The sequence below is a fragment of the Martinezella dioscoreae genome, assembly GCF_009176305.1.
Lineage (GTDB): Bacteria > Pseudomonadota > Alphaproteobacteria > Rhizobiales > Rhizobiaceae > Rhizobium > Rhizobium dioscoreae.
The window spans coordinates 35,828-60,196 of record NZ_BLAJ01000017.1 but is presented as its reverse complement, the minus strand read 5'-3'; the positions used below and the strand labels follow the sequence as shown (position 1 = coordinate 60,196).

The window sequence follows — 24,369 nt, the reverse complement described above, 5'->3', positions numbered from 1 at the left end:
GGTGCAGCTGCTGCTTCTTCATCTCGATGATGCTTTGGAGTTGCAGCCTGACTTTGTGCGCGCCTGCAAATTTGCCGGCGCACACCAGTATTTCGGCAAGAATGCGGGGCAACAGGTTCGGCTGTGGAGCAAACAGAGCGCCCTTGATGATCTCAGTCGCGAGATCGTCAAGAACAGACCGACGACCGGCAAGGACCCGCAATTATGCTTCATGGGCTCCGGCGATTTCCACCATGTCACGGCCTTGCTGCTCGATGGCGCACTCGAGCGACAATCCGGTGCGGCCACACTGATCCATTTCGACAATCATCCGGATTGGGTGAAATTCGACGGCGGCATGCATTGCGGCTCCTGGGTCAATCGCGCCCTTGCCAATCCCTGCATCCAGAAGGTCATCACGATCGGCGTCTGCAGCCATGATCTTCGCAGTCCCGAGCGCAAGGGCGCCAATTTGCACTGGCTTGCCGACGGCAAGCTGGAACTCTATCCTTACGAACATCCGCCGAGCCGCGTACTTGCCGATTACGGCACCGGTGCCAGCTACCGGCAGGAAAGAGGTGCGCTGCACTGGAAATCGATCGCCGAAATCGGCGAGGAAAATTTCATCGACCATATGCTCAGCCGCATTCGCACCGAGGCGGTCTATGTGACGATCGATAAGGACGTGCTGGCCGCCGACGATGCCGTTACCAATTGGGATCAGGGCCGCATGCGGTTGCCCTATCTCCTCTCCCTCATCAGCGAAATCGGCAGCCGTCACCGCATTATCGGCGCCGATGTCATCGGGGATTATTCGACCCCGAGTTATGCTGGCAGCCTTCGGACACAGTTCATGAAGCGCGCGGAGATCTTCATCGATCAGCCGCGTATGCGGCAGGGTGCCGAAACAATGAGAAACATCAACAGCGCGGCCAATCATGCCCTGCTGGAGGTGCTGGCGGAGTATATGCAATGACTGGCAGCCTGACACTTCCCATGCTTGGGCTCATCCTGTTCTGCGTGGTCGCGGAAACCGCCCGCGAAGTCTGCTTCAAGCAATCCGCCAGTGAAAACGCCCCCTTTAAGGCGCTGGCAAAACCGGTCACCTGGCTCGGCATTCTGCTCTGGGCCGTGGAGCTTTTCGCCTGGACGGCCGTTCTGGAGCACGTGCCACTGACCATCGCCTTTCCGCTGATGGCGATGAGCTATGTCGTCATCGTGCTCGCCGGCGCCGTCATCTTCAAGGAAAACATCAACCTGCGCCACGCGACGGGCGTGTTTCTCGTCACCGCCGGTGTGGTTTGCGTGGGAGTTACAGGACTATGAAAATCTTTGCGCACACCCGATGGGATCTGGCACCGGTGCTTGCCGCCGTCGCCCATCTCGCCTTCGACGTCTATCTGATCGTCGGCTTCGAAAGCCGGCCACTTTGGCTCTCGGCCATTCTCGGCTGCCTTTATGCCATTTCGATCTCCTGGAACATCAACAGCATATCGCACAATTTCATCCACACGCCCTATTTCAAGCCGCGCTGGATGAACTACGGCTTCAGTCTTCTGGAGTCGGTCGTGATTGGTTTTTCGCAGACCTATTATCATTGGGTGCATATGCGCCATCATTCGGGCAATAGCGACCGTCCGAATGAAAAGGGCGAGACGATCGACATGCTCTCGATCTATCGCTATGGCCGCGACGGCCAACCGGAAAACGTCTGGTCCTATACGTTCCTGAGCTTCTTCCGGGACAGCCTTGGCGACATTCACAAGGCGATTGCCCGCAACCGCCCCTTCGATGCGGCTTGGGGGCGTTTCGAGCTCTATTTCTTCTTGGGGCTTGCCGCGGTCGCGCTGATCTACGATTGGAAGGCGGTGCTGTTCTTCGTGCCGTTCTACTATATCGGCAATTGCCTGTCGTCGCTGAACGGCTATTACGAGCATCTGAACGGCGATCCGGACGAGCCGATCGCCTGGGGCGTTTCGAGTCACAAGCCTTTCTACAACTGGCTCTGGTTCGGCAATGGCTATCACGCCGAGCACCATTATCGTCCCCGTACCCACTGGACGAAGCTGCAGGCGCTGCACGAGCAGATCAAGGAAGAGCAGGAAAAGAACGGCACGCATGTGATCAGCACCTGCCATGCGCTTGGCTTCATGGCCAAGGAAAACCGGCAGTCGGAGCTATCTCATGAAAGCTGATGAATTGAGCTTCTTCATGGAGGGCTCAAATGGCAAGGGCGTCCTTCTGGTCCACGGACTGACAGGCGCGCCTGCCGAAATGAAACTGGTGGCTCGGCATCTCAATCGCAGGGGCTACAGCGTCTATGCACCGCTGCTGGCGGGCCACGGCGTCGATGCGAAGACGTTGCGCCAGACCCGCTGGGAAGACTGGCTCGCCTCGGTCGTCGAAGCGTCGGAGCTGCTGGCATCCAGAACGCAGGAGGTATTTGCCGCTGGCATCTGCGTCGGTGGCAAGCTCGCTATGCTGGCTGCCGAACAGCAGAAGAAGACCATCGGCGCGGTGGCGATCTATTCGCCTTGCTTCAGTTACGACGGCTGGGACGTTCCCTTCTATTATCCGCTGCTGGCCTCGCAGATTGGCTGGCTGTCGCGCGTTCCATTCCTCGACCGGCTGAGCTTCAGCGAGACCACCTCGCTCGGGATCAAGGACGAGCGCATGCGCCGGCTGATCGAAGGCATGGCGAGCGAAGGGGTTCTGGAAAAATTCCCAGGCAAGGGCCTGGTCGAGATGCATCGGCTGGGTAAGACGCTTCGCAGCCTGCTGCCGCAGATGCAGACGCCGACGCTGATCCTGCATGCCGAGGACGACGATCTCGCCAGCCCGAAGCATGCCCGCTATATTTCCGAGCATATCGGTGCTCCGCATGAGCTGAAATGGATCACGGACAGCTATCATATGATCCATGTCGACCGGCAGCATCGGCAGGTGGCCGATTTCACGGCCGACTTCTTCGAGGCGCGTCATGTCGCAGCCGCTGCTTAAAATCGTACCGCAGTCGATGGGTGACCCGGTGGCCGAAGTTCACTTCAGCATCCGCGCTATCGGCCGCGACGCATGGAATGCATGCTTCCCGAATGACGTCGAGGATTATGATTGCCTGCTGGCGATCGAGAAAGCCGGCCTCGAAGGGTTCGAATGGCGCTATATCACCGTTACGGAGGGTGGGCGCGTGAGCGTCGCCATGCCGGCCTTTGTCTGCCTCTACGCTCTCGATACGACGCTGGATGAGGGATTCCTGCGTCGATCCGTGCGCAGGGTGCAGCGATATTTTCCAGGTTTTCTGAAGCTGCGCCTTGCATGTTTGGGATCGCCCTGCACCGAGACCGGTGCGATCGGCTTTCATCCCGACATCCCGCAGGAGCGTCGTCGCGTCCTGCTGACGGAGATGTTGTCCTTCTTCGAGCAGGTTGCCGTGACGGAGCGGTGTGCGCTGATTGGTCTCAAGGATATCCCGGAGCAGGCTTCGGCCGAGTTCGGCGATCTGTTTGCCGCGCGCGGCTATGCCTCGATCGGCGCTCTTCCGACGGCGTGGCTCGACATCGATTTCAAGACGATCGACGAATATCTCGCCAGGCTTTCGGCTGGCACCCGCAAGGATATGCGCCGCAAGATGAAATCCTTCGACCAGGTCAGGGTGGAGATGCGGACGGATTTCGGCGAGTTCCTGCCTCAGGTGATGGCGCTCTATCATGATACGCGCAATCGCAGCGAATGGCAGTTCGAGGAGCTGACTCCTGCCTATTTCCAGGGCATTCTCGCCCATATGCCCGGCCGATCTTTCTGCGCCTTCTATTTCGTCGAGGACAAGCTGCTTGCCGCCAATCTGATCGTGCATAACGAGCGCGTGGCTATCGACAAGTTCTTCTGCATGGATGGGGAAAAGGGCCGGCCCTATAATCTCTATTTCATCAGCTGGTTTACCAATCTGCGTTACTGCCTGGAGAACGGCCTGGGTCGTTATCAGAGCGGGCAGGCTCACTATGCAAACAAGGTGCGCCTCGGCAGCAGGCTGACCGCCAATGCGATGTATTTTCACCATCGCAATCCCTTGCTTCAGAGTGTGCTGCGACTGGTATCGCCGCTGTTCTCGACAGACGAGGCGGATGCGTAATGCCCAATATGCGGTTTTTCTGGCTTGCCGTGCCGGTGTTGAGCACCCTGTACCAAGTCCTCATCAAGCTCGGTGCCGGGCAATTGCACGATGAAGGCATGCAGGCATGGCTGTGGCAGGCTCTCTCCTCTCCATGGATATTGGTGGCTATCGCCATCGAGATCGTCGGCTTCTTCATCTGGATGAATGTGCTGGCTGAGCTCGATCTAAGCCGTGCCTTTCCGCTGACGGGCATCAGCTATGTGCTGATCGTCGCGACCGGCTGGTTCGTCTTCGGCGAGCGGGTGGTCGCCCTGCAGATGGTCGGCAGCGGCTTGATCCTGACGGGCGTCTGGCTGATTGCAGGCGCCGGTGTCGAGACGGAGGAGCATCATGAGGAATTGGAGCCGAAGCAGGAGGAACTGCGTACGGGGACCGGTAAGGATAGGTGATGTCCAACATGCAAGCTGACAACCGCCCCAAGGGCAAAACCCCCGCCATTTTCTCCAGCCTTGTCGACTGGTGCCTGAAGCGTGGACTTTCCTCCATCGTCACGCGGGGCGCGCTGACCGTGACGACGGCCAGCGGCCGTGTGCTGACCTTCGGCGACGGCACGGGTGCGCCGGTCCATGTCCGTTTCACCGATGACCGTGCTGAATGGGCACTCCTCATCGACGCCGATAAGCGGCTGGGCGAACTCTATATGGATGGTCGCTTTATTGTCGAATGCGGCACGCTTTACGATTTCGTGGCGATGATGCTGCGTGAGGGGCAGAACAGCACCCACCCCCTTATTGCCCGCATCATCGATCATATCCGGACCAAGCTCAGGATCTTCCGCCATCGTAACCTGCCCGGGCGCTCGAAAGCCAATGTCGCCCATCATTACGATCTCGACGGCCGGCTCTACGAGCTCTTCCTCGATCCGGACCGGCAATATTCCTGCGCCTATTTCGAGCATGCCGACCAATCGCTTGACGACGCGCAGATCGCCAAGAAGCGGCATCTCGCCGCCAAGCTTTTGATCGAGCCGAACAACAGCATCCTCGATATCGGCTGCGGCTGGGGCGGCCTCGCGCTGCATATGGCCGAACATGCGCCGGGCGGTTACGTGCTCGGCGTGACCCTGTCAGAGGAGCAGCACGACTATGCCTCCAAGCGGGTTGCCGACAGGGCCAGGGGAACGCCGGCTGAGGTGCAATTTGCGCTGAGGGACTATCGCAGCCTGACCGGCCGCTTCGACAGGATCGTTTCCGTCGGCATGTTCGAGCATGTCGGGCTTGCGTCCTATCGCACCTTCTTCCGCAAGTGTGCTGAGCTGCTGGAGGATGACGGCATCATGGTGCTGCACACTATCGGCTGTTCGGCGACACCGGGCTTCACCACGCCGTGGCTCGACAAATACATCTTTCCAGGCGGTTATATTCCGGCCCTGTCGGAGATCGTGCCGGAGATCGAGGCGGCGGGGCTTGCCATCACCGATGTCGAGGTGCTGCGGCTGCACTATGCCAAGACGCTGGAGGCATGGCGGGAGCGTTTCATGGCGCGCTGGGATGAAGCCGCCAAGCTCTACGACGAGCGCTTCTGCCGTATGTGGGAATATTATCTTTCGACGGCGGAGGCCGCCTTCCGCTACGAGGATCTCGTCGTCTTCCAGATCCAGATCGCCAAGCGAAATGACATCATTCCGCTGACGCGCAATTATATCGCCGAGAATGAAGCGCGCAGCGCTTCAAAACTTGACGTTGAAGGTTCTATTGAGCGTAAAGCCGATGATGTTCTGGTCGGGTGAGCCGAAGCGCGAGGTGATCGGGCTGTCGGCCGCATCGCCCACCAGACGGTTATATTTTCCGTAAACCTGTACGCTCCATTCCGGCGAGATCGTATAGGTCGCAGCCACGGTGAAGCCGACCGATTTCACGCCGGCACCGGCATCGAAGGCATTGATATGGCCATGCCTCGCGGCTTCACTTTCCGAGATGCCGAAGTTGGTGCGCATATAGACCGAATTTGCCATCGACAGGCGAGGGCCGGCGGACAATAGCCATTTGTCTCCGAGCGGCTGGAACCAATCGAGGGCGAAATCGCCGACCAGTCCATCGCCGCCCCAAAGCGACTGGCGGATCTCCGTGCGGAAGCGGAGCCGATTATCCATGAGCCAATATTGGGCGAAGCCGCCCGCATCGAAATTCCAGCGCACCTTGCGCTGGCTTTGCAGATGCAAATCATTGAGATCGAAGCGATCGTCTCTCAAGCCGACCACAGGGCCGATTTCGAGGCCTCCGAGATCGAAGAGCTGGTAATCGAAATTGTCGTCCGGGGCACTGTATTCCTGCGCCTCACCCAAACGGTGAATATCGAAGGACGGCAGGGCACCGAAGGTATAATGCTTCGATCCCTCATAGCTCGGGCCATATTCCACGGTTGCGCCAAGCGTCACGACCCAGGTATCGGATGAGGATTTGGCTGCATCGTCCGCCCTGGATGAGGCGGGAAACATGCCGACAATAGACGCTGCCAGCAGCCCCGTTCCGGCCAGCGCAGACAGCCGGGCGGAGAAAGATGTCCCAACATTTAACACTCTGAAAACACCTGATGCCTGATCGCCCCTGCAGCACTACTAGCACAGCTCGCGGCCTGGAAAATAGCGGAAAGTTCGAAAGCAAACACGTCGTCTAACCTGTTGCCGAATTGCCTTTTGCACGGCTCGTGGAGGCGATGCTGGTCTGGTTCATTGACGGTATCCTTTATCGTGATCCTTGAGCAGGAAACGACGCCGACCACATCCTCCCTGCGCCGGCTGCAGCAAATTCGCGTCAAGATAGAGACAGTTTATTTCACGAACCTGAAGCGCCTGCGGCACCGAACATATCATCGCGGCTTTGATCGATTGGAACCCGCGCATTTTATTCCTAGATAGGGTTTGTCCGGGCTTTGTTCGTGGACGAAACGATATGAGAGCAGGCAAGGCGGGTTTTAGCGCATGAAGGATCGGCCGTTAGGCACATCGGGTATTCCTGGATGGTTGAACCGCTATGAGCCCTTGCTGCTTGTAATGTTCGCCGCGCTTTCGGGCGGAATTCTTCTTTTCATCTATCTCACAGGAGAGGTGCTCGAAGGCAGCACGAAGGGATTCGACGAGGCGATCCTGCTGGCGCTTCGTCAGCCCGGCGATCTCTCTGTGCCGATCGGTCCGGGTTGGCTGACCCATGCGGTCAAGGACATAACAAGCCTCGGCGGAACGACTGTGCTTGCGCTGATGACGGCACTGGTGACGATCTATCTGTTGCTCGACCGGCAGCGCGCCATCGCCATCTTTGTCCTCGCTTCGGTGCTGGGCGGATGGGCGCTGAGCACAGCCTTGAAGGTCGGTGTCGCGCGGGCGCGGCCCGATATCGTGCCGCATCTGGTCGAGGTTCACGATCTAAGCTTTCCGAGCGGCCATGCGATGGTGTCCGCCGTGACCTATCTGACCCTTGCCGCGCTGATCTCGGGCACGCGAAGCTATCGCTCGACGCGGGTCTTCACCGTCGCGGCCGGCATCCTGCTGACATTGATGATCGGCGCGAGCCGGATCTATCTCGGCGTGCATTACCCGACCGACGTCCTCGGCGGCTGGTGTGCCGGCGCGAGCTGGGCGCTCGCCTGCTGGATCATCGCCCGCCGCTATATATCGCCTGCCGTAAGCGGCAAGAGGCCTTCCGAAGACGACGGTCCGCCTTTCAAATGAGGGAAGGTGTCCTTGGCAGGATCAGCACTGGACTTCGAGCCGCGTCGCCACCAGCAGCGAGTAGTCCGTGCCCTTCGGATCGCTGAAGAACATGCTTGTCAGCGCGGCCTGGTTTTCCGCCATGACTTCCTTGGGATTGGGTCTGATGACCTTGCGCTTGCAGCGGCCGAAGGCCGGTCCCGATGTGCTCAAATCGTTGTCGGTGGCGAAATCGACCGCCGTATAGAGCGTCTTGTCGTAGATCCCGAAGATGGTGGTTCCCTTGAGGAAGGTCTTCTGCTCCGGCTTGAGCGAAAAGGTCAGCGTCAGCGAACCATCCTTGTAGTCCGCCTGGATCGCATCCGGCTTGGCCATCGGCACTGTTTTGCCGTTGCTGGTGACGTTCGTGTAGTAATCATACTGCGCCAGCGAATCCCGAACCGTCTTTCCCACCGCCTTGAGCTCGGTTGCGCTCAAAGCTTGGTCGCCGCTCTTGCCGTAATCCATAAGGACGGAAGAGGTGAACACTTCGTCGAAGCTCCAGACATTGCGCAGCTCGCTGATCGAGCCATCGGGCGCCGAGACGACCTCGAATTTGGCATCGATGAAGATATGCGGATGGGCAAATACGGGAACGGGCAGAAGCAAAAGCATCGCCATCAGCAGGGAGGTTTTTCTTTTCATGCGTGCAATACCAAGTTCCATAAGCCCATCCGATGCTCAGACCTGAACGTTAAATGAGACTGATTTGAGACCCGGCGCTTCGGCCGCCGGGCGAAGGTGGGTGAGGGGAGAAACATGCTTGCCGCCACCTCTGAGCATGTTTACGAATTAAGAGTTAAAATCGGTTTCCGGCATCGAAGAGGAACGGGAAGCAAATGACTCAGTCCGGATTCATCGCATATTCCAGTGCGCTGGCGATTGCAGCAATCATTCCGGGTCCGCAAATCGTTGCCATAGTGGCGCAAGCTTTGAAGAGCGGCTATCGGCGTGCAGCATGGATGACGGCCGGTATGGTGTTCGGCGACGTATTGTACCTCGCCGCGGTTCTTGCCGGACTGGCATTCATCGCGGAAACCTTCAGCTATTTGCTGATTGCGATCAAATGGGCAGGCGTCGCCTATCTTTGCTGGCTGGCTGTGCAATTCTGGCGATCCGGCGAGACCTTCGATGAAAGCCATGTGGCCCAGCCGGAGAGTAGCGCAAATGCATTCATTTCGGGCGTTCTGGTCACGCTCGGCAATCCCAAATCGATCCTGTTCTATATCTCCATCCTGCCGACGGTCGTGGACATCCGGGCGCTATCGGCCACCGACGTTCCGATTCTTCTGGCGATAACCGCCGTCATCCTGACCGCCGTGCAGTTCCCTTTCGCCATTCTCGGAGCGAAGACGCGCCGGTCCCTGCAATCGCCTCGGGCGATGCGCCTGATGAATCGCGGCGCAGCCTTCTGCATGGGAGGCGCTGCCGCGACGATCGCGGTTCGTAACTAGCACGAGTGCATTGCGCGGAGCGCGAGAGGAAAAGAAAACAGGCGCGTGAAAAATGCGCCTTCCAGTCGGAAAGACGCTTTTACGGCCAAGCCGTAGCGTCTTTATTCCATAGGAAAATTTGAAAACTGGAGCGGGCGAAGGGATTCGAACCCTCGACCCCAACCTTGGCAAGGTTGTGCTCTACCCCTGAGCTACACCCGCTCATTCCCGTCGCGATCCGGGGTAGTGTGTTGGACCGCTGGGCGTCGTCTTGCGGCGACGGGCGCTATATGGCCTAACCATTTTTCAAATGCAACAGGGAAATGACGAGTTCGCGAAGAAAAATTGCATCTTCTTTTCGCGAGCCATCGGAAAGCCCGGAAACGCCGGGCTTTGTCGTCTCGAAGATTGCAATGAAATTGTGGGCGACGTATCAGGGGCGAACCATTTTCGATTGCGAGACGCCATGACCGAGACCAGCCCGAAAAACCGCGACGATCTTTTCCGATTCCTGGATGGGCTCGGTATCAGCCATACGACCAAGGATCATGCTCCGGTCTTCACCGTCGCCGAATCGGTATCGCTGCGCGACGAAATTCCGGGCGGCCATACGAAAAACCTCTTCGTGAAGGACAAGAAGGACAATTTCTTCCTGCTGACCGTCGAGGAAAACGCGACGGTCGACCTGAAGACCGTGCACACGCTGATCGGTGCCGCAAGCAAGGTGTCCTTCGGCAAGCCGGAAAAGCTGATGGAATATCTCGGCGTCATCCCGGGCTCTGTCACGGCATTCGGCGCGATCAACGACGCAGGCAAGAATGTTACCTTCGTGCTCGATGCCGAGCTGATGGCGCATGACATCGTCAATTGCCATCCCTTGTCGAACGATGCGACGACGTCGATTGCCAGCGGCGATCTCCTGCGCTTCATGGAGGCGACGGGTCATACGCCGCTAGTCTTGAAAGTGACGAGCTAACGTACGATTTTAGCGCTAAGATTATAGCGGTCGGCTTCTCTTCGGATTGTCCGGTCGCTTTGGCCACTTCATGGAGCGTGCTGGCAGGCGAACCTCGTCGTCTCGTCTGGAGATCATGCTTCTCACAAAATCAAGGATGCCGGCAGGCGGGAGACACTCATGAGCGGTTCGAACAATCCCTATAACGCTTCCTTCGGCGGGCAGATGTCGGCCTCGGCATCCTTCGGCGCCACGCCAGCCGCTGGCGGCGCTTCGCCGATCAAGGATACGACGACAGCGACCTTCGCCAAGGACGTTATCGAGGAATCGCGCAACCAGCCGGTGCTGGTCGATTTCTGGGCGCCCTGGTGCGGCCCGTGCAAGCAGCTGACGCCGGTGCTCGAAAAGGTCGTCACCGAAGCCAAGGGCCGCGTCAAGCTGGTCAAGATGAATATCGACGATCATCCCTCGATCGCCGGCCAGCTCGGCATCCAGTCGATCCCGGCCGTCATTGCCTTCGTCAATGGCCGTCCGGCCGATGGTTTCATGGGTGCGGTGCCGGAAAGCCAGGTTCGCCAGTTCATCGATCGCCTCGGCGGTCCGGCAGGCGGCGACGATCCGGCAGCCGAGATTGCTGCCGTTCTGGAAGAGGCAAGCGGCCTGCTTGCCGCTGGCGACGTCAATGGCGCGGCCGAGCTTTTTGGCGCTGTGCTGCAGGCGGACCCGGAAAATGCTAAGGCGCTCGCCGGCATGGCCGAATGCATGATCGCCGCCGGCCAGAGCCAGCGTGCCCGCGAAGCGCTGACTGATCTGCCGGAAACGCTCGCCAACGATGCCGGTATCCAGGCCGTGGTCAAGAAGCTCGACCAGATCGACGAAGCCCGCAAGCTCGGCGATCCCGTGGCGATCGAACGGGAGCTGGCATCCAATCCCGACAATCACGAGCAGCGCATCAAGCTCGCCAAGATCCGCAATGTCGAAGGCAAGCGCGAGGAGGCGGCCGAGCATCTTCTGACCGTCATGCGCAAGGACCGCAGCTACGACGATGACGGCGCGCGCCGCCAGCTGCTAGAGTTCTTCGAGGTATGGGGTGCCAAGGATCCCGCCACGATCGCGGCACGGCGCAAGCTTTCCTCTATTCTGTTTTCATAACGGGTCGGTTGTCCTACGAGCATGGCGATCGCGCGGAACCTTCCGGGCGATCGCTTGTTAGACGGTCGTCCTATGTATCCGGCAAACGGCTCCCATCGGCGTTTTCATCGAAAATACTCTTGTGTTTTCGGCAGACGGGCTCACATTGTCGGTGACGCGGCGCGAAAAGGGGCGATGACCGCGAATGTGTGTCGTTCCTGCGCGGCTCACTGCGGCGCGCAGCGCGTCGGGGCGATCTAGCGGGATGGAAAAGATGCAAGTCGGCAATGCGAGATATCTGAAGCCGGGCGATCTGCCCGAATCGGTGGTCGTCTTTCCCTTATCCGGCGCGCTGCTGCTGCCCGGGGCGCAACTGCCGCTCAATGTCTTCGAGCCGCGCTATCTCGCCATGTTCGATGCGGCGATCGCCGGAAATCGTTTGATCGGCATGATCCAGCCGGCGCTGGGAGAGCCGCCGGATTCGTCCAATCTGGCGCATGTCGGCTGCCTCGGACGCATCACCTCCCTCTCGGAGACCGGCGATGGGCGTTATATCGCCGCGCTGACGGGCATATGCCGTTTCCGGCTGATGGATGAAATCACTGCCCACCAGCCCTATCGCACATTCCGCATCACCCCCTTCATCTCCGACCTGAAATCCCATCATGAGGAAGGCACGGTCGATCGCCCGGCACTGCTTTCGGCTTTCCGTGCCTATCTGGAGGCCAACAGGCTGGAGGCGGATTGGGAAAGCGTCGAGCGGGCCGACAACATGATGCTGGTCAATTCGCTATCGATGATGGCGCCCTTCGATCCGGCCGAGAAACAGGCCCTTCTTGAGGCGCCCGACCTGAAGACCCGGGCAGAAACCTTCATCGCCATCGTCAAGATCGTGCTCGCCGGCTCCGGCGACACCGATTCCCTGCTGCAGTAGGAGTTTCAGATGGATGTCACCGTCAGCAAGGTCGACCCGAAACTGCTCGATCTGCTCGTCTGCCCGCTGACCAAGGGGCGGCTGAGCTACGACCGGGAAAAGAACGAGCTGATCTCGGAAAAGGCGCGTCTCGCCTATCCGATCCGCGACGGCATTCCGATCATGCTGATTTCGGAGGCAAGACGTATCGAGGATTGAAGGGCAGTTTCAGTGCTGATGTGATGCGCGCTTCATTCGGCGGTGTACCAGCAAAAGACCGAGAAGCGCGCAATATGCAAAAATCGAGATTGCAAGGGCCAGCCACAGGGCGGCGTGGGCACCCGCTAATGTCATGATGGCGGTGAATGCCGGTGGCGCGGCCGCAAAGGAAAGATTGAGCGGCACGGCCAGCCGAGCAGATGCACGTGCATAGGTGTCAGCCGGGAAAATCTGCAATGGCAGCGTTGCGCGGGTGCCGGCGGTGATGCCGCTCGCCATGCCGTAGAGTGTGGCGAAAAGCATGGCGCCGGCGAAATTGCTGGTTAGCAGAAGAACGATGAAGCTCAGCGGAAACAAGGCAGAGGCCGCGAGGCCGGTGACGAAGCCCGACCAGTGCCGGCCGCCGAGGAAATCGACCATGCGCCCCGCCCATTGGGCGATACCAATGAAGGCCGCCGCTGCTAGCGCGCTGGCGTGATCGAGACCTGCAGCCTCGAACAGGACGATGATGGTGAGGGCAAATCCCCAGGTCACGAAGCCGTTGGCGGCGAAGCTTAAAGCCAGTAAAGTGAAACTCGGCCTGTCGATAGGGTTGGGTTCGGCTGTCGCTGTCACGGGCGATCGTTCCCTAGGGTGGCGGCCAAGCGCAATCCAATGCAGTGGAAGACAGACAAGCAGCATCAAAGCGGCATAGGTCAGGCTTGTCATGCGCCAGCCCCATTGCGCCTGGAGAAGCCCCGTCGTCGGCCAGACGATGGTCGATGTCAGCCCGCCGGCCAGTATCAATACCCCAAGTGCCTGGTGTGTTTTCTCGCCGGCGACCTCGCTCACCGCGATCTGCGCCGGCGTCGTCAGCATGCAGGCGCCGGCAAGGCCGAGAATGATCCACGGTAGGACATAAGACACCGGACCGTGGGCTAGGCTTATCAGCAGCAGGCCGATTGCGCCCATAGCAGAGCCGAAAGCCATGATCGGCCGCGCGCCGTGGCGTTCGATGATTGAGCTCAGCGGCAAGGACACCATCGCCATGACAATGAGCATGATCGTCGGTCCCGCCATGACCATGGGCAGACCAATGTCCAGCTCGCGAGCTATGGCAGGCCCAATCACCGCCGGCAGATAGAAGGTTGAGCCCCAGCCGATGAGCTGTGTGAGTGACAGCGCGGTAACGGCACGGACTATGGGCGAGTGGAATGGCATCCACGTAATCGGTGCGAAAAGCGTGATCGGGTCGCGGTAGCGATGTCGAAGAGGAGGCATCAAGGACCTTTGGTGGAGCAGCTTTTTGTTTCTGGCGGAATGAGAAAGATGGGCAGGTTGGTTAGTCGGTAAAATGAAAAGAAAGTAATGCTGCCTTAACCGGCAGCCATGCTATGGATTTGGACGGCTTGGTTTGGCCACGCCGCAGATCTATCGGCATTTTATGCGTATGCTTGTGCTGGATTTTCGCGTGATGCGCAAACGAGGAATTTGAGGGGAACCTGAGGAAAATTCATGCAGGGAAGGCATCGTGTTTCTCTCAACGCCATCCGGGTGTTTGCGATCGTTGCGCGTACCGGAAGCCTGACGGCCGCCGGCGCTGAGCTTGGTGTGACGTCCGGCGCGGTGAGCCACCAGCTCAAAAAGCTTGAGGACGAGTTGGAAGTGAGCTTCTTCCGCCGAGGTAACAACACCATCTCTCTTACCGAAATAGGGCGGCGGTTCTATCAGGAGGTCGCGCCGGCGATCGGGCTCATCGAGCGCTCGGCCGAGGCGCTTTATCGCGACGAAAACGAAATCGGCGTCCACGCCACCACGTCGCTTGCGCTGCGCTGGCTCATTCCGTCACTGGATCGCTTTCGCGCTCTCTGCCCACAGGTACGCGTCCGAGTGGAAACGAGTTCCGCACGCGGTTTTCCGGTCATTCCCGACTCGGATGTCAGCATTCGACATTTCCGGATAGGGGAAGTCGCCGAAGGATGGGAGTTCCTTGCGCGCGACTTGCGCCGCCCGGTCGTTTCCCCTGGCTTGCTGGCGAAAGATGCTAATCGTCGGGAGATTGCCGTTCCGCGCCTGCCGGCTTTGCAATGCTGTGTGGGTAACTGGGACTGGCGGCTCTGGTGCGAGGCGTTCCATCTTTTACCGGCAGATCTTTCCTTCGGCCATGCCTTCGACACGGACGACGCTGCGCTTCATGCCTGCGTCGCCGGTCTTGGCGTGCTGCTCGCACCGACCATCCTGACGGGCCGGGAAATGAAATCGGGTGCACTGGTAAACTTGCCTGGCTACGAACCGGTTGAAACCGGCACGTATCGCTACCGGCGCCGTTCGGAATCGAGAGCGGTCCGGCAATTCTGCAGCTGGATGGATGCCGAGATGCGGAACCTCGAATAGAGGTTCCGCTTCAGAGATTGTCGATTCGACCCCGACTCTTCAGATCGCCTCACCAGCCAACAGCCGCGGATTATCCCTTGCAGTCGTCCCCGCTGCCTGGCCGATGAAAAAGGATTTGAGGCTGGGCAGGCGGTCGACGATCCCCAGCCCGAAGTCGCGGGCGATGCGCAGCGGCGTGTTGTCGTTGGAAAACAGCCGGTTCAGCACGTCGGTCGTCACCCCCATGCGGAAGGTGTCGAAGCGGCGCCAGGTCTGGTAGCGTTCGAGGGTGTTGATCGAGCCGATATCGAGGCCGAGGCGGTCGGCCTCGACGATGGTTTCGGCAAGGGCCGCCACATCCTTGAAGCCGAGATTGAGGCCCTGGCCGGAGATCGGATGAATGCCGTGGGCGGCGTCGCCGGCCAGCGCAAAGCGCGGCGCGACGAAAGCGCGGGCAAGCGTCAAGCCGAGCGGGAAGGCGCGGCGGTCGCCGATCGTGCGCAGTGCGCCGAGCTTGTGGCCGAAGCGGCGCTCCAGTTCCTCTTCGAACAAGAGATCGTCGGAAGCCACGAGCCGTTCGGCGTCGGGGGTGCGCTCCGTCCAGACGAGCGAGGAGCGGTTGTTCTTCAAGGGCAGGATGGCGAAGGGGCCGGAGGGCAGAAAATGCTCCTCGGCACAGCCGCCATGCGGTCGCTCATGCTCGACGGTAACGACAATGCCGGACTGGCCGTAATCCCAATTGACGGTCTTGATACCCGCCATGTCGCGCAGCTTGGAGCGCACGCCGTCGCAGGCGACCAGAAGCCGCGTTTCCAGCGTGCTGCCATCCGATAGGGTGAGGGTGGTCTTGTTCTCTTCGGTTGTGAAGCCGGTGGCGCTGAGGCCATGCTTGATCGGTATGCCCAAGCGCTCGCAGGCGCCGCGAAGCGCCCCGACCATGGTGAGGTTCGGCACCATATGGGCGAAGGGCTGGCCGTCGGCCACTTCGCCGTCGAAGGTGAGAAAGACCGGGCGGACGGGATCGCCTGTGCGCGAATCGGTGACGATCATGCGGGTGATCGGCTCGGCCTCCGGCGCGATCTCGTTCCAGACACCCAGAACTTCAAGCATCTTGGAGGCGGCGGCGATGATCGCCGATGCGCGCATATCCTTCTTCCAGGCGGATTCCGGTGCGGCTTCCACGATCATGACATCGAGGTGGGGGGCTGCCTGCTTGACTGCGACCGCTGCGGCAAGACCCACATATCCGCCACCCACTACCAGCATGTCCAACATAGCGCTTCCCTGTGTCTTACTGTCACGTCCTGCTTTATATAGAGCATCCTGTTGACGGTTCCTACCATGGGAGTTCAAGCAAAATGTCGCGAGAGACCGAGAAGCTCACCCCGATGGACACCGTACTGGCGACCCTCGATCTCGAAACGATCGAGATGAACCTGTTTCGCGGCAATAGCCCGCAGGTCGGCTGGCAGCGCGTCTTCGGCGGGCAGGTCATCGGCCAAGCCTTAATGGCGGCGCAGCGAACGGTGGATGGCGATCGCTTCGCGCATTCGCTGCACGCCTATTTCATGCTGCCCGGCGATCCCTCGGTTCCGATCCTCTATCAGGTCGATCGCCTGCGTGACGGTTCGAGCTTCAATACGCGGCGTGTACTGGCCATCCAGCACGGCAAGGCGATCTTTGCGCTGACGGCGTCCTTCCAGGTCGACGAGCCAGGCTTCGATCATCAGGGCGACATGCCCGACGTGCCGATGCCGGAAGAACTGATGGACGAGGAGCAGGTGAAGCAGCGCTATCTTGCTCACGCGCCGGAGAATGTCCGCCGCTATTGGGAGCGCAAGCGGGCAATCGAGATCCGGCCCGTTTCGATCGAGAGCTATTTCTCGCGCGCGCAGCCGAGCCAGCGGCAGAATATCTGGGTTCGCCTCACGGGGCCGGTGCCGGATGACCGGCTTTACCAGAATGCCGTGCTCGCCTATCTCTCCGACATGACGCTGCTCGATGTTTCCCTGAATGCGCATGGCACATCGGTACTGGATCCGACCGTCCAGGTGGCGAGCCTCGACCATGCCATGTGGTTCCATCGTCCCTTCAAGCTCGACGACTGGCTGCTCTACAGCCAGGAGAGCCCGAGTGCCTCCGGCGCCCGCGGATTTACCCGCGGCAGCCTGTTTACGCGATCCGGTATCCTGATTGCGTCGGTAGCGCAGGAAGGGCTGATTCGTAAAAAGGCAAATGCTTAAATTTGTGGCAAATTTATAAATTTGCACTTTATTTGTGCGGCTCTCACAATGAGAAATGCCGCTTTATTGGGTCTGTGCAATAAAACTGTTTTATTTCAACACGTTATAAATGTGTCACGAATCTGGCACGTCCTTTGAATGTATATGGCCAGTCGCTGCAGAAACACTCGTCGGCGGCAAGGAGAGTCGGCTCCGTGCCGAGGCTAACAAAGGATGGGAAACCAGATGAAAATTGTGATGGCCATTATCAAGCCGTTCAAGCTCGATGAGGTCCGTGAGGCCCTCACGGCTGTCGGCATCCAGGGCCTGACTGTGACCGAAGTGAAGGGTTACGGGCGCCAGAAGGGGCATACCGAGATTTATCGCGGCACCGAATATGCCGTCAGCTTCCTGCCGAAGCTGAAGATCGAGGTCGCAGTCGCATCCGAAACCGTTGACAAGGCCGTCGAGGCCATCGCGTCGGCAGCCAAGACCGGCCAGATCGGCGATGGCAAGATCTTTGTCTATTCCATTGACCATGCCGTACGCATCCGTACGGGCGAAACCGATTCAGAAGCGCTGTAAGACACGGCGGATCAGGGAGTTATTTGCATGTCATTTTCTAAGCTTTCCTCCGCCTTGACACGGGTGGGTGCGCTTTCTGCGGCCTTGCTTGCGCCGGCGATCGCCTTTGCGCAGGAGACCGCTCCGGCTGCAGCCGCTGCGACCGCCGCCGCACCGGTTCCGGACAAGGGCGACACCGCCTTCATGTTCATCTCCACCATTCTCGTGCTCTTCATGCTGGTGCCGGGTCTGGCGCTGTTTTACGGCGGTCTCGTCCGCGCCAAGAACATGCTCTCGGTTCTGATGCAGTGCACAATGATCGGCGCGGTCGTGATGATCCTTTGGGTTCTCTACGGCTATTCCTTCGCCTTCGGCGGCGGTTCGAGCCCTTATTGGGGCGGCACGGCCAAGATGTTCCTGTCGGGCGTCTCGACTTCGACGACGGCATCGACCTTCACCAAGGGCGTGGTCATCCCTGAATTCATCTTCATGCTGTTCCAGATGACCTTTGCCGCCATTACGCCGGCGCTCATCATCGGCGCCTTCGCCGAGCGCATCAAGTTCGGCGCAGCCGTGCTCTTCTGCGCGCTGTGGGCGACCTTCGTCTACTTCCCGATCGCTCACATGGTCTGGGATTCCAACGGCATGCTCTTCAAGATGGGTGCACTCGACTTCGCCGGCGGCACCGTCGTTCACATCAATGCCGGTATTGCAGGCATCGTCGGCGCCATTCTCGTCGGCAAGCGCGTCGGCTTCGGCAAGGACATGATGGCTCCGCACTCCATGACGCTCACCATGGTCGGCGCATCGATGCTCTGGGTCGGCTGGTTCGGCTTCAATGCCGGCTCCAACCTCGAAGCTTCCGGCGGCGCGATGCTCGCAACCGTCAACACCTTCGTCGCAACGGCAGCCGCCATCATCTCCTGGTCGCTGGTCGAAACCTTCACCCGCGGCAAGGCTTCCATGCTCGGTGGCGCTTCGGGCATGGTTGCCGGCCTCGTCGCCATCACGCCTGCAGCCGGCATCGCCGGTCCGATGGGCGCTATCGTCATGGGCCTGATCGTCTCACCGCTCTGCTACTTCTTCGTCTCGGTCGTGAAGAACAAGTTCGGTTACGACGATACGGCTGACGTCTTCGGCGTACACTGCATCGGTGGTATCTTCGGCGCCATCGCAACCGGCATCTTCGCCAGCGCCTCGCTCGGCGGCGTCGGCTATGCCGATGGTGTCACGATGAGCAGCCAGGTCGTTGTCCAGCTGACCGCCGTCGTCACGACAATCCTGTGGTGCGGCATCGGCTCGGCTATCCTCTACAAGGTCGTCGACGTCATCATCGGCCTGCGCGTCGCTCCGGAAGCCGAACGCGAAGGCCTCGACCTCGCCTCGCACGGCGAAGCCGCCTACCACAATTCCTGATCGGAGCTTGCGAAACCGGAGCAAACTCTCCGGTTTCGCTCAACATCCCGTCGCGTCCTATTTCATCGCAAATAGGCGCCCTTGGCCCGGACCTTGGTTCGGGCCCTTTTCGTTCGTGCACAGCCATTTTTCTTCAGACGACAGGCGATTCATGAGGTTGGCGTGCATGGTTAACATGCCATTAACCCTCCTCTGATTAGGTATGGCTAACCTGCCGGCGAGTGGGCATGGACCGATTCGTTTGCGCTTTGGACAGGAACGGGGCTGGATATCATGGGCAGAAGCAATTCGGCGGCGTTGAGCGGTCGCCCCGACCGTTTATCGCTTTCGAGCGTGGTTTGGCGTCAGATCAAGGGGCTGACAGGTTTCGCGATACTGTTCCTGCTGGCGCTTGCGGTTGCAGCGCTGGCGACCTGGAACGTCATGGACCCGAGCTATTCCTACGCAACTGCCAATGCGCCGACCAACCTGCTCGGTTTTCCCGGCGCCGCTTTTGCCGATATCATGATGCAGTCGCTCGGCCTCACCTCGATCCTGGCGATGCTACCCGTCGTCGCCTGGGCCTTCGCGCTGATTGCCAACCGCAAGCTTCATCGTGTGCCCTCGCGCCTCGGCGCCTGGTTCGGCGGCTGCATCGTCGCGGCCGGCTCCATCGCCTGCTTCCCGGCGCCGCCCACCTGGCCGATTCCTAACGGTATCGGCGGTGTCGTCGGCGATCTTCTTCTGCGTCTTCCAGCCCTCTTCATCGGTACCTATCCGAGCGGTGTCGTCGCCATCATCATCGGTTCGGTCCTCGCCGTTCCGGCCATTTGGCTCATGCTCTTCGCCTCGGGCGTCATCGGCGAAAACCTCGTGGAAGACGAAAGTGATGAGGACGATTACGAGGAAACCCGCAGCCGTGCCCGCCGGGTCGGCGATGAGGACGAGGATGACGACCGTGGCGGTTTCCTCGCCAATTTCATGGCCTATGGTGCGGTCATGCATGCCTGGTACAACACGCAGGCTCGCCTGCGCCGGCTGTTCGGCATGGGGCCGCGCAAGCGCCGCGACCATGCCTTCGATGCGCCTTATGATTTCAACGACGACGAATTCGGTACGCTGAACGAGCCGGTGCGCGCCAAGGCACCCATGGCTCGGGGCGACCGTCTGGAGCCGTCCATGGATGGTCCGGCGCGCCGCGTCGTTTCCGCGCCGTCGATCAGTCTCGGCGATGACGAGGATGAAGACGAGGATTCGATTTATGATCGCGATCCGCGGCGCCCGGCCGATATCCTGCCTGACGATGAGGATGACGAGTGGCCGTTGGCCCCGGCTGCTCCAAAGGGAGCCGCTGCCGGCCATCGCGTCACTCCGGCCGCGCCGCGTCCGAAACCGGGTGCGCGGGCGGAACGCGAGGCGCAGACCTCCTTCATCCGTCCCTATGGCTTCCAGCTCCCCGGCGTCCATCTGCTTGCCGAGCCGAAGGCCGTCGCCCGCGATGCGACGCTCTCGGCCGATGCGCTGGAGCAGAATGCCCGCATGCTCGAAGGCGTGCTCGAGGATTTCGGCGTCAAGGGCGAGATCATTCACGTCCGCCCCGGCCCGGTCGTCACGCTCTATGAGCTGGAGCCGGCGCCAGGCATCAAATCGTCCCGCGTCATCGGCCTTGCCGATGATATCGCCCGTTCGATGAGCGCGATTGCCGCCCGTGTCGCCGTCGTTCCCGGCCGCAACGCCATCGGCATCGAGCTGCCGAACTCGACGCGCGAAACGGTCTATCTGCGCGAGCTCATCGCCAGCCGCGATTTCGAGACGTCCAAGGCGAAGCTTGCCATGTCGCTCGGCAAGACGATCGGCGGCGAACCCGTGATTGCCGATCTCGCCAAGATGCCGCATCTGCTCGTGGCCGGCACCACCGGCTCGGGTAAATCCGTTGCGATCAACACCATGATCCTGTCGCTGCTCTACCGCATGACACCGGAGCAGTGCCGCCTGATTATGATCGATCCAAAGATGCTCGAACTCTCCGTCTATGACGGCATTCCGCATCTGCTCTCGCCCGTCGTCACGGATCCGAAGAAAGCCGTCGTTGCGCTCAAATGGACCGTCCGTGAGATGGAAGAGCGCTACAAAAAGATGTCGAAGATCGGCGTGCGCAACATCGACGGCTTCAATACGCGCGTCGAGCAGGCCGTCGCAAAGGGTGAGGCGATCAGCCGGACCGTGCAGACCGGCTTCGATCGCCAGACCGGCGAGGCGATCTATGAGACGGAAGAATTCGACCTAAAGCCGATGCCCTACATCGTCGTCATCATCGATGAAATGGCCGATCTGATGATGGTCGCCGGCAAGGATATCGAAGGCGCCGTGCAGCGTCTGGCGCAGATGGCGCGTGCCGCCGGCATCCATGTCATCATGGCAACGCAGCGTCCGTCCGTCGACGTCATCACCGGCACGATTAAGGCGAACTTCCCGACCCGCATCTCCTTCCAGGTGACGTCGAAGATCGACAGCCGCACCATTCTCGGCGAGCAGGGTGCGGAACAGCTGCTCGGCATGGGCGACATGCTCTACATGGCCGGCGGCGGGCGCATCCAGCGCGTTCACGGCCCCTTCGTCTCCGATGGCGAGGTGGAGGATATCGTCGCCTATCTGAAGACGCAGGGCGCACCGCAATATCTCGATGCCATCACCGCCGATGATGACGAGGATGATGACGGCCACGGTCCGGTTGGCACGTCCAATCTCTCCGATTCGGAAGATCCCTACGATCAGGCTGTTGCGATCGTGCTGCGCGACGGCAAGGCTTCGACCTCCTATATCCAGCGGAGACTGGGCATCGGCTACAATCGTGCAGCGTCGCTGATCGAGCGCATGGAGCAGGAAGGTGTGATCGGCCCGGCCAACCACGCCGGCAAACGTGAGATCCTCGTTCCCACCGAAGCCGATATTCTCGATCGCTGAGGCAATCAGCCTTTCCGTGTCGCATATCCCGTCTATGTTCAGGGAAATTTGATTGCCGCCCCTTACCGGCCTTGGGCCGTTGCGCCATGAAGACGCCGATTTTGCGCGCCATGGACGAAGCATGAAGGAGAATTCGATGACGAAATTTGATGCGCAGCCGTCTAGCCGACTGTCCCTGACCCGCCGGCACCTACTCGGCGCCGTGCTCGCCGTCGGCGGGGCAGGCGCTCTGCCGGTTTCGGCTTTCGCGCAGGCTCAAGCACAGACGCAGGCAGCTGCAGCGACCCTCAATCCCGGTATCGCCCAGGCCATTGCCGATCATTTCTCATCCATCAAGTCGATGAAGGGCGGTTTCCTGCAGATCGGACCGCGCGGCGATCAGATGAGCGGCGCATTCTTCATCCAGCGGCCCGGCAAGATGCGTTTCAACTACGATCCGCCGTCGCGCATGCGCGTAATCTGCGACGGCAATAACGTACAGGTCATCAACGACCAGACGCAGACAAGAAATATGTATCAGCTATCGAAGACGCCGCTGAGCCTGCTGCTCGCCAACAAGATCGACCTTTCGGCCGACATGGTGCGCAATGTCGATTCGCAGCCGGATCTGACCAAGATCACGCTCGGCAACCGCACCGTTTTTGGCGATTCGACGATCACGATGATCTTCGATTCGAAAAGCTACGACCTGCGCCAATGGACCGTTATCGATCCGCAGGGCAAGACAACCGATGTTATCATCAACAACGTGAAGACGAACGTCGCCTTCGACGACAGCGTTTTCCGCATCGACTATACGCGCTGACGGTCGACTCCATCCCGAGCCATAGATAAGCGGCGAATGGCGCTTTTCTTTCCACTACAGCCGGTCTAAAGCCTTACGCTGACCGGAGAGAGCGGTGATTCATCGAATCGCCGAGTCGCTCCGACTGTCTGTTTTGACGCAATTCCGGACGGAAAACCGCTGCGCACTTTTCCTCGAATTGCTCCAAGGAAAAGGCTCGGGTATGGGATTTTCGATTGCGACCTGGAATATCAATTCGGTGCGGCTGCGTATGCCGATCGTCGAGCAGTTCGTCATGCAGGCCCGGCCCGATATTCTCTGCCTGCAGGAAACCAAGGTTCCGAACGAGCTTTTCCCCCATGCGCCGCTCCGGGCGCTTGGCTATGAGCACATCATCATTCATGGCCAGAAGGGCTATCATGGGGTGGCCATCGCATCGCGTTTCCCGCTGACCGAGGATCATCGCCAGGATTATTGCAATGTTGGCGACAGCAGGCATATCTCGGCCATCTTCGAGCGCGGCGGCCGGCGCATCCGCCTGCACAATTTCTATGTCCCGGCGGGTGGCGATGAGCCGGATCGAACGATAAATCCGAAATTCGGCCACAAGCTTGATTTCATCGAGGAGATGAAGAAGCTGCATGCCAATGCCGAGCAGAACACCTCTGCGATCCTCGTCGGCGATCTCAATATCGCTCCGCTGGAGCACGACGTCTGGTCGCACAAGCAGCTCCTGAAGATCGTCAGCCATACGCCTGTAGAGACCGAAGGGTTGCTCGAGGTGATGAAACGCGGCGCTTGGCTCGACCTGATGCGCCAGCAGGTGCCGGAAAGCGAGAAGCTCTATACATGGTGGAGCTATCGCGCCAAGGATTGGGAGGCTGCCGACCGCGGTCGCCGCCTCGACCATATCTGGTCCTCCTCCGATCTGGGTCCGCATCTGCAGCGGATCGAGATTCTGAAGGCGGCGCGCGGCTGGGATCGTCCGTCCGACCATGTGCCGGTCGTGGCGCATTTCAATCTCTGAAGCGGGATTGAACTTGCTAGAGCGTTTGCGCTTTTCTTTGAATCGCGAAAACGCTCTATCCTTTTGTATTTACGCAATTCCGGACGGAAAGCCGCTTCATACTTTTCCTGGAATTGCTGTCAGGAGAAGCGGCCGAGCATTGCGGCTGCCTGCCTGGCAAGGGCGGCGAAGTTTTCGCGGATACGGTTCTGGATCAGCAGGCCGGCGTCTGGATATTCCTCGATCAAGCGGTGAAAGAGGGCGCGGGTGATGCGGATCACGTCGGATTCTTCGGCGGCAACGGCCGTGTATTTCCGCTCTACCAAGGTCACCATCGCCAGTTCCGAAAGCATGGTGCCTGCCTGGACCACCGCTTCCACCTGTGTCTGGCCGTTTGCATCGATGGTGCTGAGCTCGAAACTGCCGCGCGTGATGACATAGGCGCATTCAGCGGGCGATTTTTCCCGGAACAGCGTCTGGCCCTCATTCACATGGCGGCGGTCGGCGCCGAAGGCGATCAGCCGCAACGGCTCATCGCCCATGCCGTGAAACAGCGGCAGTTGCGACAGCAGTCGGATATCGTCGTTCAGCGCCAT

25 protein-coding genes and 1 tRNA gene are annotated in these 24,369 nt (G+C 59.9%); 20 read left to right on the top strand and 6 right to left on the bottom strand.

The genetic code is table 11. The features are described from left to right. Position 1: 1 nt before the first annotated feature. From GDN47_RS29790 to GDN47_RS29760, 7 genes are read left to right on the top strand one after another with little or no spacing between them, the layout of a single operon-like run. Positions 2 to 955, top strand: coding sequence for an arginase family protein (locus GDN47_RS29790; RefSeq protein WP_113352945.1), 954 nt, complete (start codon positions 2 to 4; stop codon positions 953 to 955). Continuing rightward, positions 952 to 1,305: a DMT family transporter gene (locus tag GDN47_RS29785; protein ID WP_069614805.1), complete on the top strand. Its 354-nt coding sequence runs from the start codon at positions 952 to 954 to the stop codon at positions 1,303 to 1,305. The genes GDN47_RS29790 and GDN47_RS29785 overlap by 4 nt, the downstream gene beginning before the upstream one ends. Further along, positions 1,302 to 2,174: a fatty acid desaturase family protein gene (locus GDN47_RS29780; RefSeq protein WP_152094828.1), complete on the top strand. Its 873-nt coding sequence runs from the start codon at positions 1,302 to 1,304 to the stop codon at positions 2,172 to 2,174. The genes GDN47_RS29785 and GDN47_RS29780 overlap by 4 nt, the downstream gene beginning before the upstream one ends. Next, the gene (locus GDN47_RS29775) at positions 2,164 to 2,979 is read left to right on the top strand and encodes an alpha/beta hydrolase (RefSeq protein WP_152094827.1); all 816 of its coding nucleotides are present in this window, start codon (positions 2,164 to 2,166) and stop codon (positions 2,977 to 2,979) included. Before GDN47_RS29780 ends, GDN47_RS29775 begins: the two co-directional genes overlap by 11 nt. Beyond that, complete coding sequence (locus GDN47_RS29770; protein ID WP_152094826.1) at positions 2,960 to 4,108, top strand: peptidogalycan biosysnthesis protein; 1,149 nt, start codon at positions 2,960 to 2,962, stop codon at positions 4,106 to 4,108. The genes GDN47_RS29775 and GDN47_RS29770 overlap by 20 nt, the downstream gene beginning before the upstream one ends. Further along, the gene (locus GDN47_RS29765) at positions 4,108 to 4,539 is read left to right on the top strand and encodes a DMT family transporter (protein ID WP_113389985.1); all 432 of its coding nucleotides are present in this window, start codon (positions 4,108 to 4,110) and stop codon (positions 4,537 to 4,539) included. The genes GDN47_RS29770 and GDN47_RS29765 overlap by 1 nt, the downstream gene beginning before the upstream one ends. A gap of 8 nt (positions 4,540 to 4,547) precedes the next feature. Further along, positions 4,548 to 5,879 (top strand): class I SAM-dependent methyltransferase, encoded by a 1,332-nt coding sequence (locus GDN47_RS29760; protein ID WP_371864876.1) that lies wholly within the window; start codon positions 4,548 to 4,550, stop codon positions 5,877 to 5,879. Here the strand turns inward: GDN47_RS29760 and GDN47_RS29755 are convergent. Next, positions 5,820 to 6,668, bottom strand: a complete 849-nt coding sequence (locus GDN47_RS29755) for a MipA/OmpV family protein (RefSeq protein ID WP_113352939.1) — start codon at positions 6,666 to 6,668, stop codon at positions 5,820 to 5,822. The genes GDN47_RS29760 and GDN47_RS29755 overlap by 60 nt on opposite strands. Before the next feature lie 402 nt (positions 6,669 to 7,070). Between GDN47_RS29755 and GDN47_RS29750 the strand changes: the two genes are divergently transcribed. Continuing rightward, a complete protein-coding gene (locus GDN47_RS29750; protein ID WP_145635933.1) occupies positions 7,071 to 7,817 on the top strand; it encodes a phosphatase PAP2 family protein in 747 nt (248 codons plus the stop codon). A gap of 21 nt (positions 7,818 to 7,838) precedes the next feature. Here GDN47_RS29750 and GDN47_RS29745 read toward each other — a convergent pair whose 3' ends face one another. Beyond that, entirely contained in the window at positions 7,839 to 8,480 is a 642-nt protein-coding gene (locus GDN47_RS29745; RefSeq protein WP_152094824.1) for a DUF1007 family protein, read from the bottom strand. A gap of 194 nt (positions 8,481 to 8,674) precedes the next feature. Here GDN47_RS29745 and GDN47_RS29740 point away from each other — a divergent pair, with 194 nt between their 5' ends. Beyond that, positions 8,675 to 9,289, top strand: a complete 615-nt coding sequence (locus GDN47_RS29740) for a LysE family translocator (RefSeq protein ID WP_152094823.1) — start codon at positions 8,675 to 8,677, stop codon at positions 9,287 to 9,289. Between the two features lie 126 nt (positions 9,290 to 9,415). On the opposite strand, the gene GDN47_RS29735 is transcribed toward GDN47_RS29740, so the two are convergent. After that, positions 9,416 to 9,490: transfer RNA gene (locus GDN47_RS29735), tRNA-Gly, on the bottom strand. Between the two features lie 244 nt (positions 9,491 to 9,734). Here GDN47_RS29735 and GDN47_RS29730 point away from each other — a divergent pair. From GDN47_RS29730 to GDN47_RS29715, 4 genes are all read left to right on the top strand, one after another. Continuing rightward, positions 9,735 to 10,244, top strand: coding sequence for a prolyl-tRNA synthetase associated domain-containing protein (locus GDN47_RS29730; protein ID WP_113330885.1), 510 nt, complete (start codon positions 9,735 to 9,737; stop codon positions 10,242 to 10,244). A gap of 159 nt (positions 10,245 to 10,403) precedes the next feature. Then, a complete protein-coding gene (gene trxA, locus GDN47_RS29725) occupies positions 10,404 to 11,375 on the top strand; it encodes a thioredoxin (RefSeq protein ID WP_152094822.1) in 972 nt (323 codons plus the stop codon). Between the two features lie 253 nt (positions 11,376 to 11,628). Next, positions 11,629 to 12,288, top strand: a complete 660-nt coding sequence (locus GDN47_RS29720) for an LON peptidase substrate-binding domain-containing protein (protein WP_113330883.1) — start codon at positions 11,629 to 11,631, stop codon at positions 12,286 to 12,288. 9 nt (positions 12,289 to 12,297) lie between these two features. Then, positions 12,298 to 12,486 (top strand): Trm112 family protein, encoded by a 189-nt coding sequence (locus GDN47_RS29715; RefSeq protein WP_037154712.1) that lies wholly within the window; start codon positions 12,298 to 12,300, stop codon positions 12,484 to 12,486. A gap of 9 nt (positions 12,487 to 12,495) precedes the next feature. Here the strand turns inward: GDN47_RS29715 and GDN47_RS29710 are convergent, their stop codons facing one another. Next, positions 12,496 to 13,746 (bottom strand): MFS transporter, encoded by a 1,251-nt coding sequence (locus GDN47_RS29710; RefSeq protein WP_210386780.1) that lies wholly within the window; start codon positions 13,744 to 13,746, stop codon positions 12,496 to 12,498. 234 nt (positions 13,747 to 13,980) lie between these two features. Between GDN47_RS29710 and GDN47_RS29705 the strand changes: the two genes are divergently transcribed. Beyond that, positions 13,981 to 14,859 (top strand): LysR substrate-binding domain-containing protein, encoded by an 879-nt coding sequence (locus tag GDN47_RS29705; protein ID WP_152094821.1) that lies wholly within the window; start codon positions 13,981 to 13,983, stop codon positions 14,857 to 14,859. A gap of 39 nt (positions 14,860 to 14,898) precedes the next feature. On the opposite strand, the gene GDN47_RS29700 is transcribed toward GDN47_RS29705, so the two are convergent. Next, entirely contained in the window at positions 14,899 to 16,113 is a 1,215-nt protein-coding gene (locus GDN47_RS29700) for a ubiquinone biosynthesis hydroxylase (protein WP_233790190.1), read from the bottom strand. 83 nt (positions 16,114 to 16,196) lie between these two features. Between GDN47_RS29700 and tesB the strand changes: the two genes are divergently transcribed. The 6 genes from tesB to GDN47_RS29670 all read left to right on the top strand — a co-directional run bounded on the left by tesB (position 16,197) and on the right by GDN47_RS29670 (position 23,794). Continuing rightward, entirely contained in the window at positions 16,197 to 17,081 is an 885-nt protein-coding gene (gene tesB, locus GDN47_RS29695; protein WP_152094819.1) for an acyl-CoA thioesterase II, read from the top strand. A 213-nt stretch (positions 17,082 to 17,294) separates the two neighbouring features. Then, the gene (locus tag GDN47_RS29690) at positions 17,295 to 17,645 is read left to right on the top strand and encodes a P-II family nitrogen regulator (RefSeq protein WP_015341499.1); all 351 of its coding nucleotides are present in this window, start codon (positions 17,295 to 17,297) and stop codon (positions 17,643 to 17,645) included. A 27-nt stretch (positions 17,646 to 17,672) separates the two neighbouring features. Further along, the gene (locus tag GDN47_RS29685; RefSeq protein ID WP_113330874.1) at positions 17,673 to 19,040 is read left to right on the top strand and encodes an ammonium transporter; all 1,368 of its coding nucleotides are present in this window, start codon (positions 17,673 to 17,675) and stop codon (positions 19,038 to 19,040) included. 273 nt (positions 19,041 to 19,313) lie between these two features. Further along, on the top strand, positions 19,314 to 21,983 hold the full coding sequence (locus GDN47_RS29680) for an FtsK/SpoIIIE family DNA translocase (RefSeq protein ID WP_152094818.1): 2,670 nt from the start codon (positions 19,314 to 19,316) through the stop codon (positions 21,981 to 21,983). Between the two features lie 136 nt (positions 21,984 to 22,119). Then, a complete protein-coding gene (locus GDN47_RS29675) occupies positions 22,120 to 22,788 on the top strand; it encodes an outer-membrane lipoprotein carrier protein LolA (protein ID WP_145635958.1) in 669 nt (222 codons plus the stop codon). 202 nt (positions 22,789 to 22,990) lie between these two features. After that, a complete protein-coding gene (locus GDN47_RS29670) occupies positions 22,991 to 23,794 on the top strand; it encodes an exodeoxyribonuclease III (protein ID WP_145635961.1) in 804 nt (267 codons plus the stop codon). Between the two features lie 119 nt (positions 23,795 to 23,913). Here the strand turns inward: GDN47_RS29670 and GDN47_RS29665 are convergent, their stop codons facing one another. Next, positions 23,914 to 24,369 (bottom strand): cyclic nucleotide-binding domain-containing protein, encoded by a 456-nt coding sequence (locus GDN47_RS29665; RefSeq protein WP_145635963.1) that lies wholly within the window; start codon positions 24,367 to 24,369, stop codon positions 23,914 to 23,916.

Coding starts and splice junctions, on each gene's coding strand:
- GDN47_RS29670 (WP_145635961.1), top strand. CDS start 22,991: ATGGGATTTTCGATTGCGACCTGGAATATCAATTCGGTGCGGCTGCGT.
- tesB (WP_152094819.1), top strand. CDS start 16,197: ATGTCGCGAGAGACCGAGAAGCTCACCCCGATGGACACCGTACTGGCG.
- GDN47_RS29690 (WP_015341499.1), top strand. CDS start 17,295: ATGGGAAACCAGATGAAAATTGTGATGGCCATTATCAAGCCGTTCAAG.
- GDN47_RS29765 (WP_113389985.1), top strand. CDS start 4,108: ATGCCCAATATGCGGTTTTTCTGGCTTGCCGTGCCGGTGTTGAGCACC.
- GDN47_RS29745 (WP_152094824.1), bottom strand. CDS start 8,480: ATGAAAAGAAAAACCTCCCTGCTGATGGCGATGCTTTTGCTTCTGCCC.
- GDN47_RS29710 (WP_210386780.1), bottom strand. CDS start 13,746: ATGCCTCCTCTTCGACATCGCTACCGCGACCCGATCACGCTTTTCGCA.
- GDN47_RS29730 (WP_113330885.1), top strand. CDS start 9,735: ATGACCGAGACCAGCCCGAAAAACCGCGACGATCTTTTCCGATTCCTG.
- GDN47_RS29715 (WP_037154712.1), top strand. CDS start 12,298: ATGGATGTCACCGTCAGCAAGGTCGACCCGAAACTGCTCGATCTGCTC.
- GDN47_RS29740 (WP_152094823.1), top strand. CDS start 8,675: ATGACTCAGTCCGGATTCATCGCATATTCCAGTGCGCTGGCGATTGCA.
- GDN47_RS29785 (WP_069614805.1), top strand. CDS start 952: ATGACTGGCAGCCTGACACTTCCCATGCTTGGGCTCATCCTGTTCTGC.
- GDN47_RS29750 (WP_145635933.1), top strand. CDS start 7,071: ATGAAGGATCGGCCGTTAGGCACATCGGGTATTCCTGGATGGTTGAAC.
- GDN47_RS29665 (WP_145635963.1), bottom strand. CDS start 24,369: ATGGCGCTGAACGACGATATCCGACTGCTGTCGCAACTGCCGCTGTTT.
- GDN47_RS29700 (WP_233790190.1), bottom strand. CDS start 16,113: ATGTTGGACATGCTGGTAGTGGGTGGCGGATATGTGGGTCTTGCCGCA.
- GDN47_RS29705 (WP_152094821.1), top strand. CDS start 13,981: ATGCAGGGAAGGCATCGTGTTTCTCTCAACGCCATCCGGGTGTTTGCG.
- GDN47_RS29780 (WP_152094828.1), top strand. CDS start 1,302: ATGAAAATCTTTGCGCACACCCGATGGGATCTGGCACCGGTGCTTGCC.
- GDN47_RS29775 (WP_152094827.1), top strand. CDS start 2,164: ATGAAAGCTGATGAATTGAGCTTCTTCATGGAGGGCTCAAATGGCAAG.
- GDN47_RS29760 (WP_371864876.1), top strand. CDS start 4,548: ATGCAAGCTGACAACCGCCCCAAGGGCAAAACCCCCGCCATTTTCTCC.
- GDN47_RS29720 (WP_113330883.1), top strand. CDS start 11,629: ATGCAAGTCGGCAATGCGAGATATCTGAAGCCGGGCGATCTGCCCGAA.
- GDN47_RS29680 (WP_152094818.1), top strand. CDS start 19,314: ATGGGCAGAAGCAATTCGGCGGCGTTGAGCGGTCGCCCCGACCGTTTA.
- trxA (WP_152094822.1), top strand. CDS start 10,404: ATGAGCGGTTCGAACAATCCCTATAACGCTTCCTTCGGCGGGCAGATG.
- GDN47_RS29685 (WP_113330874.1), top strand. CDS start 17,673: ATGTCATTTTCTAAGCTTTCCTCCGCCTTGACACGGGTGGGTGCGCTT.
- GDN47_RS29770 (WP_152094826.1), top strand. CDS start 2,960: ATGTCGCAGCCGCTGCTTAAAATCGTACCGCAGTCGATGGGTGACCCG.
- GDN47_RS29675 (WP_145635958.1), top strand. CDS start 22,120: ATGACGAAATTTGATGCGCAGCCGTCTAGCCGACTGTCCCTGACCCGC.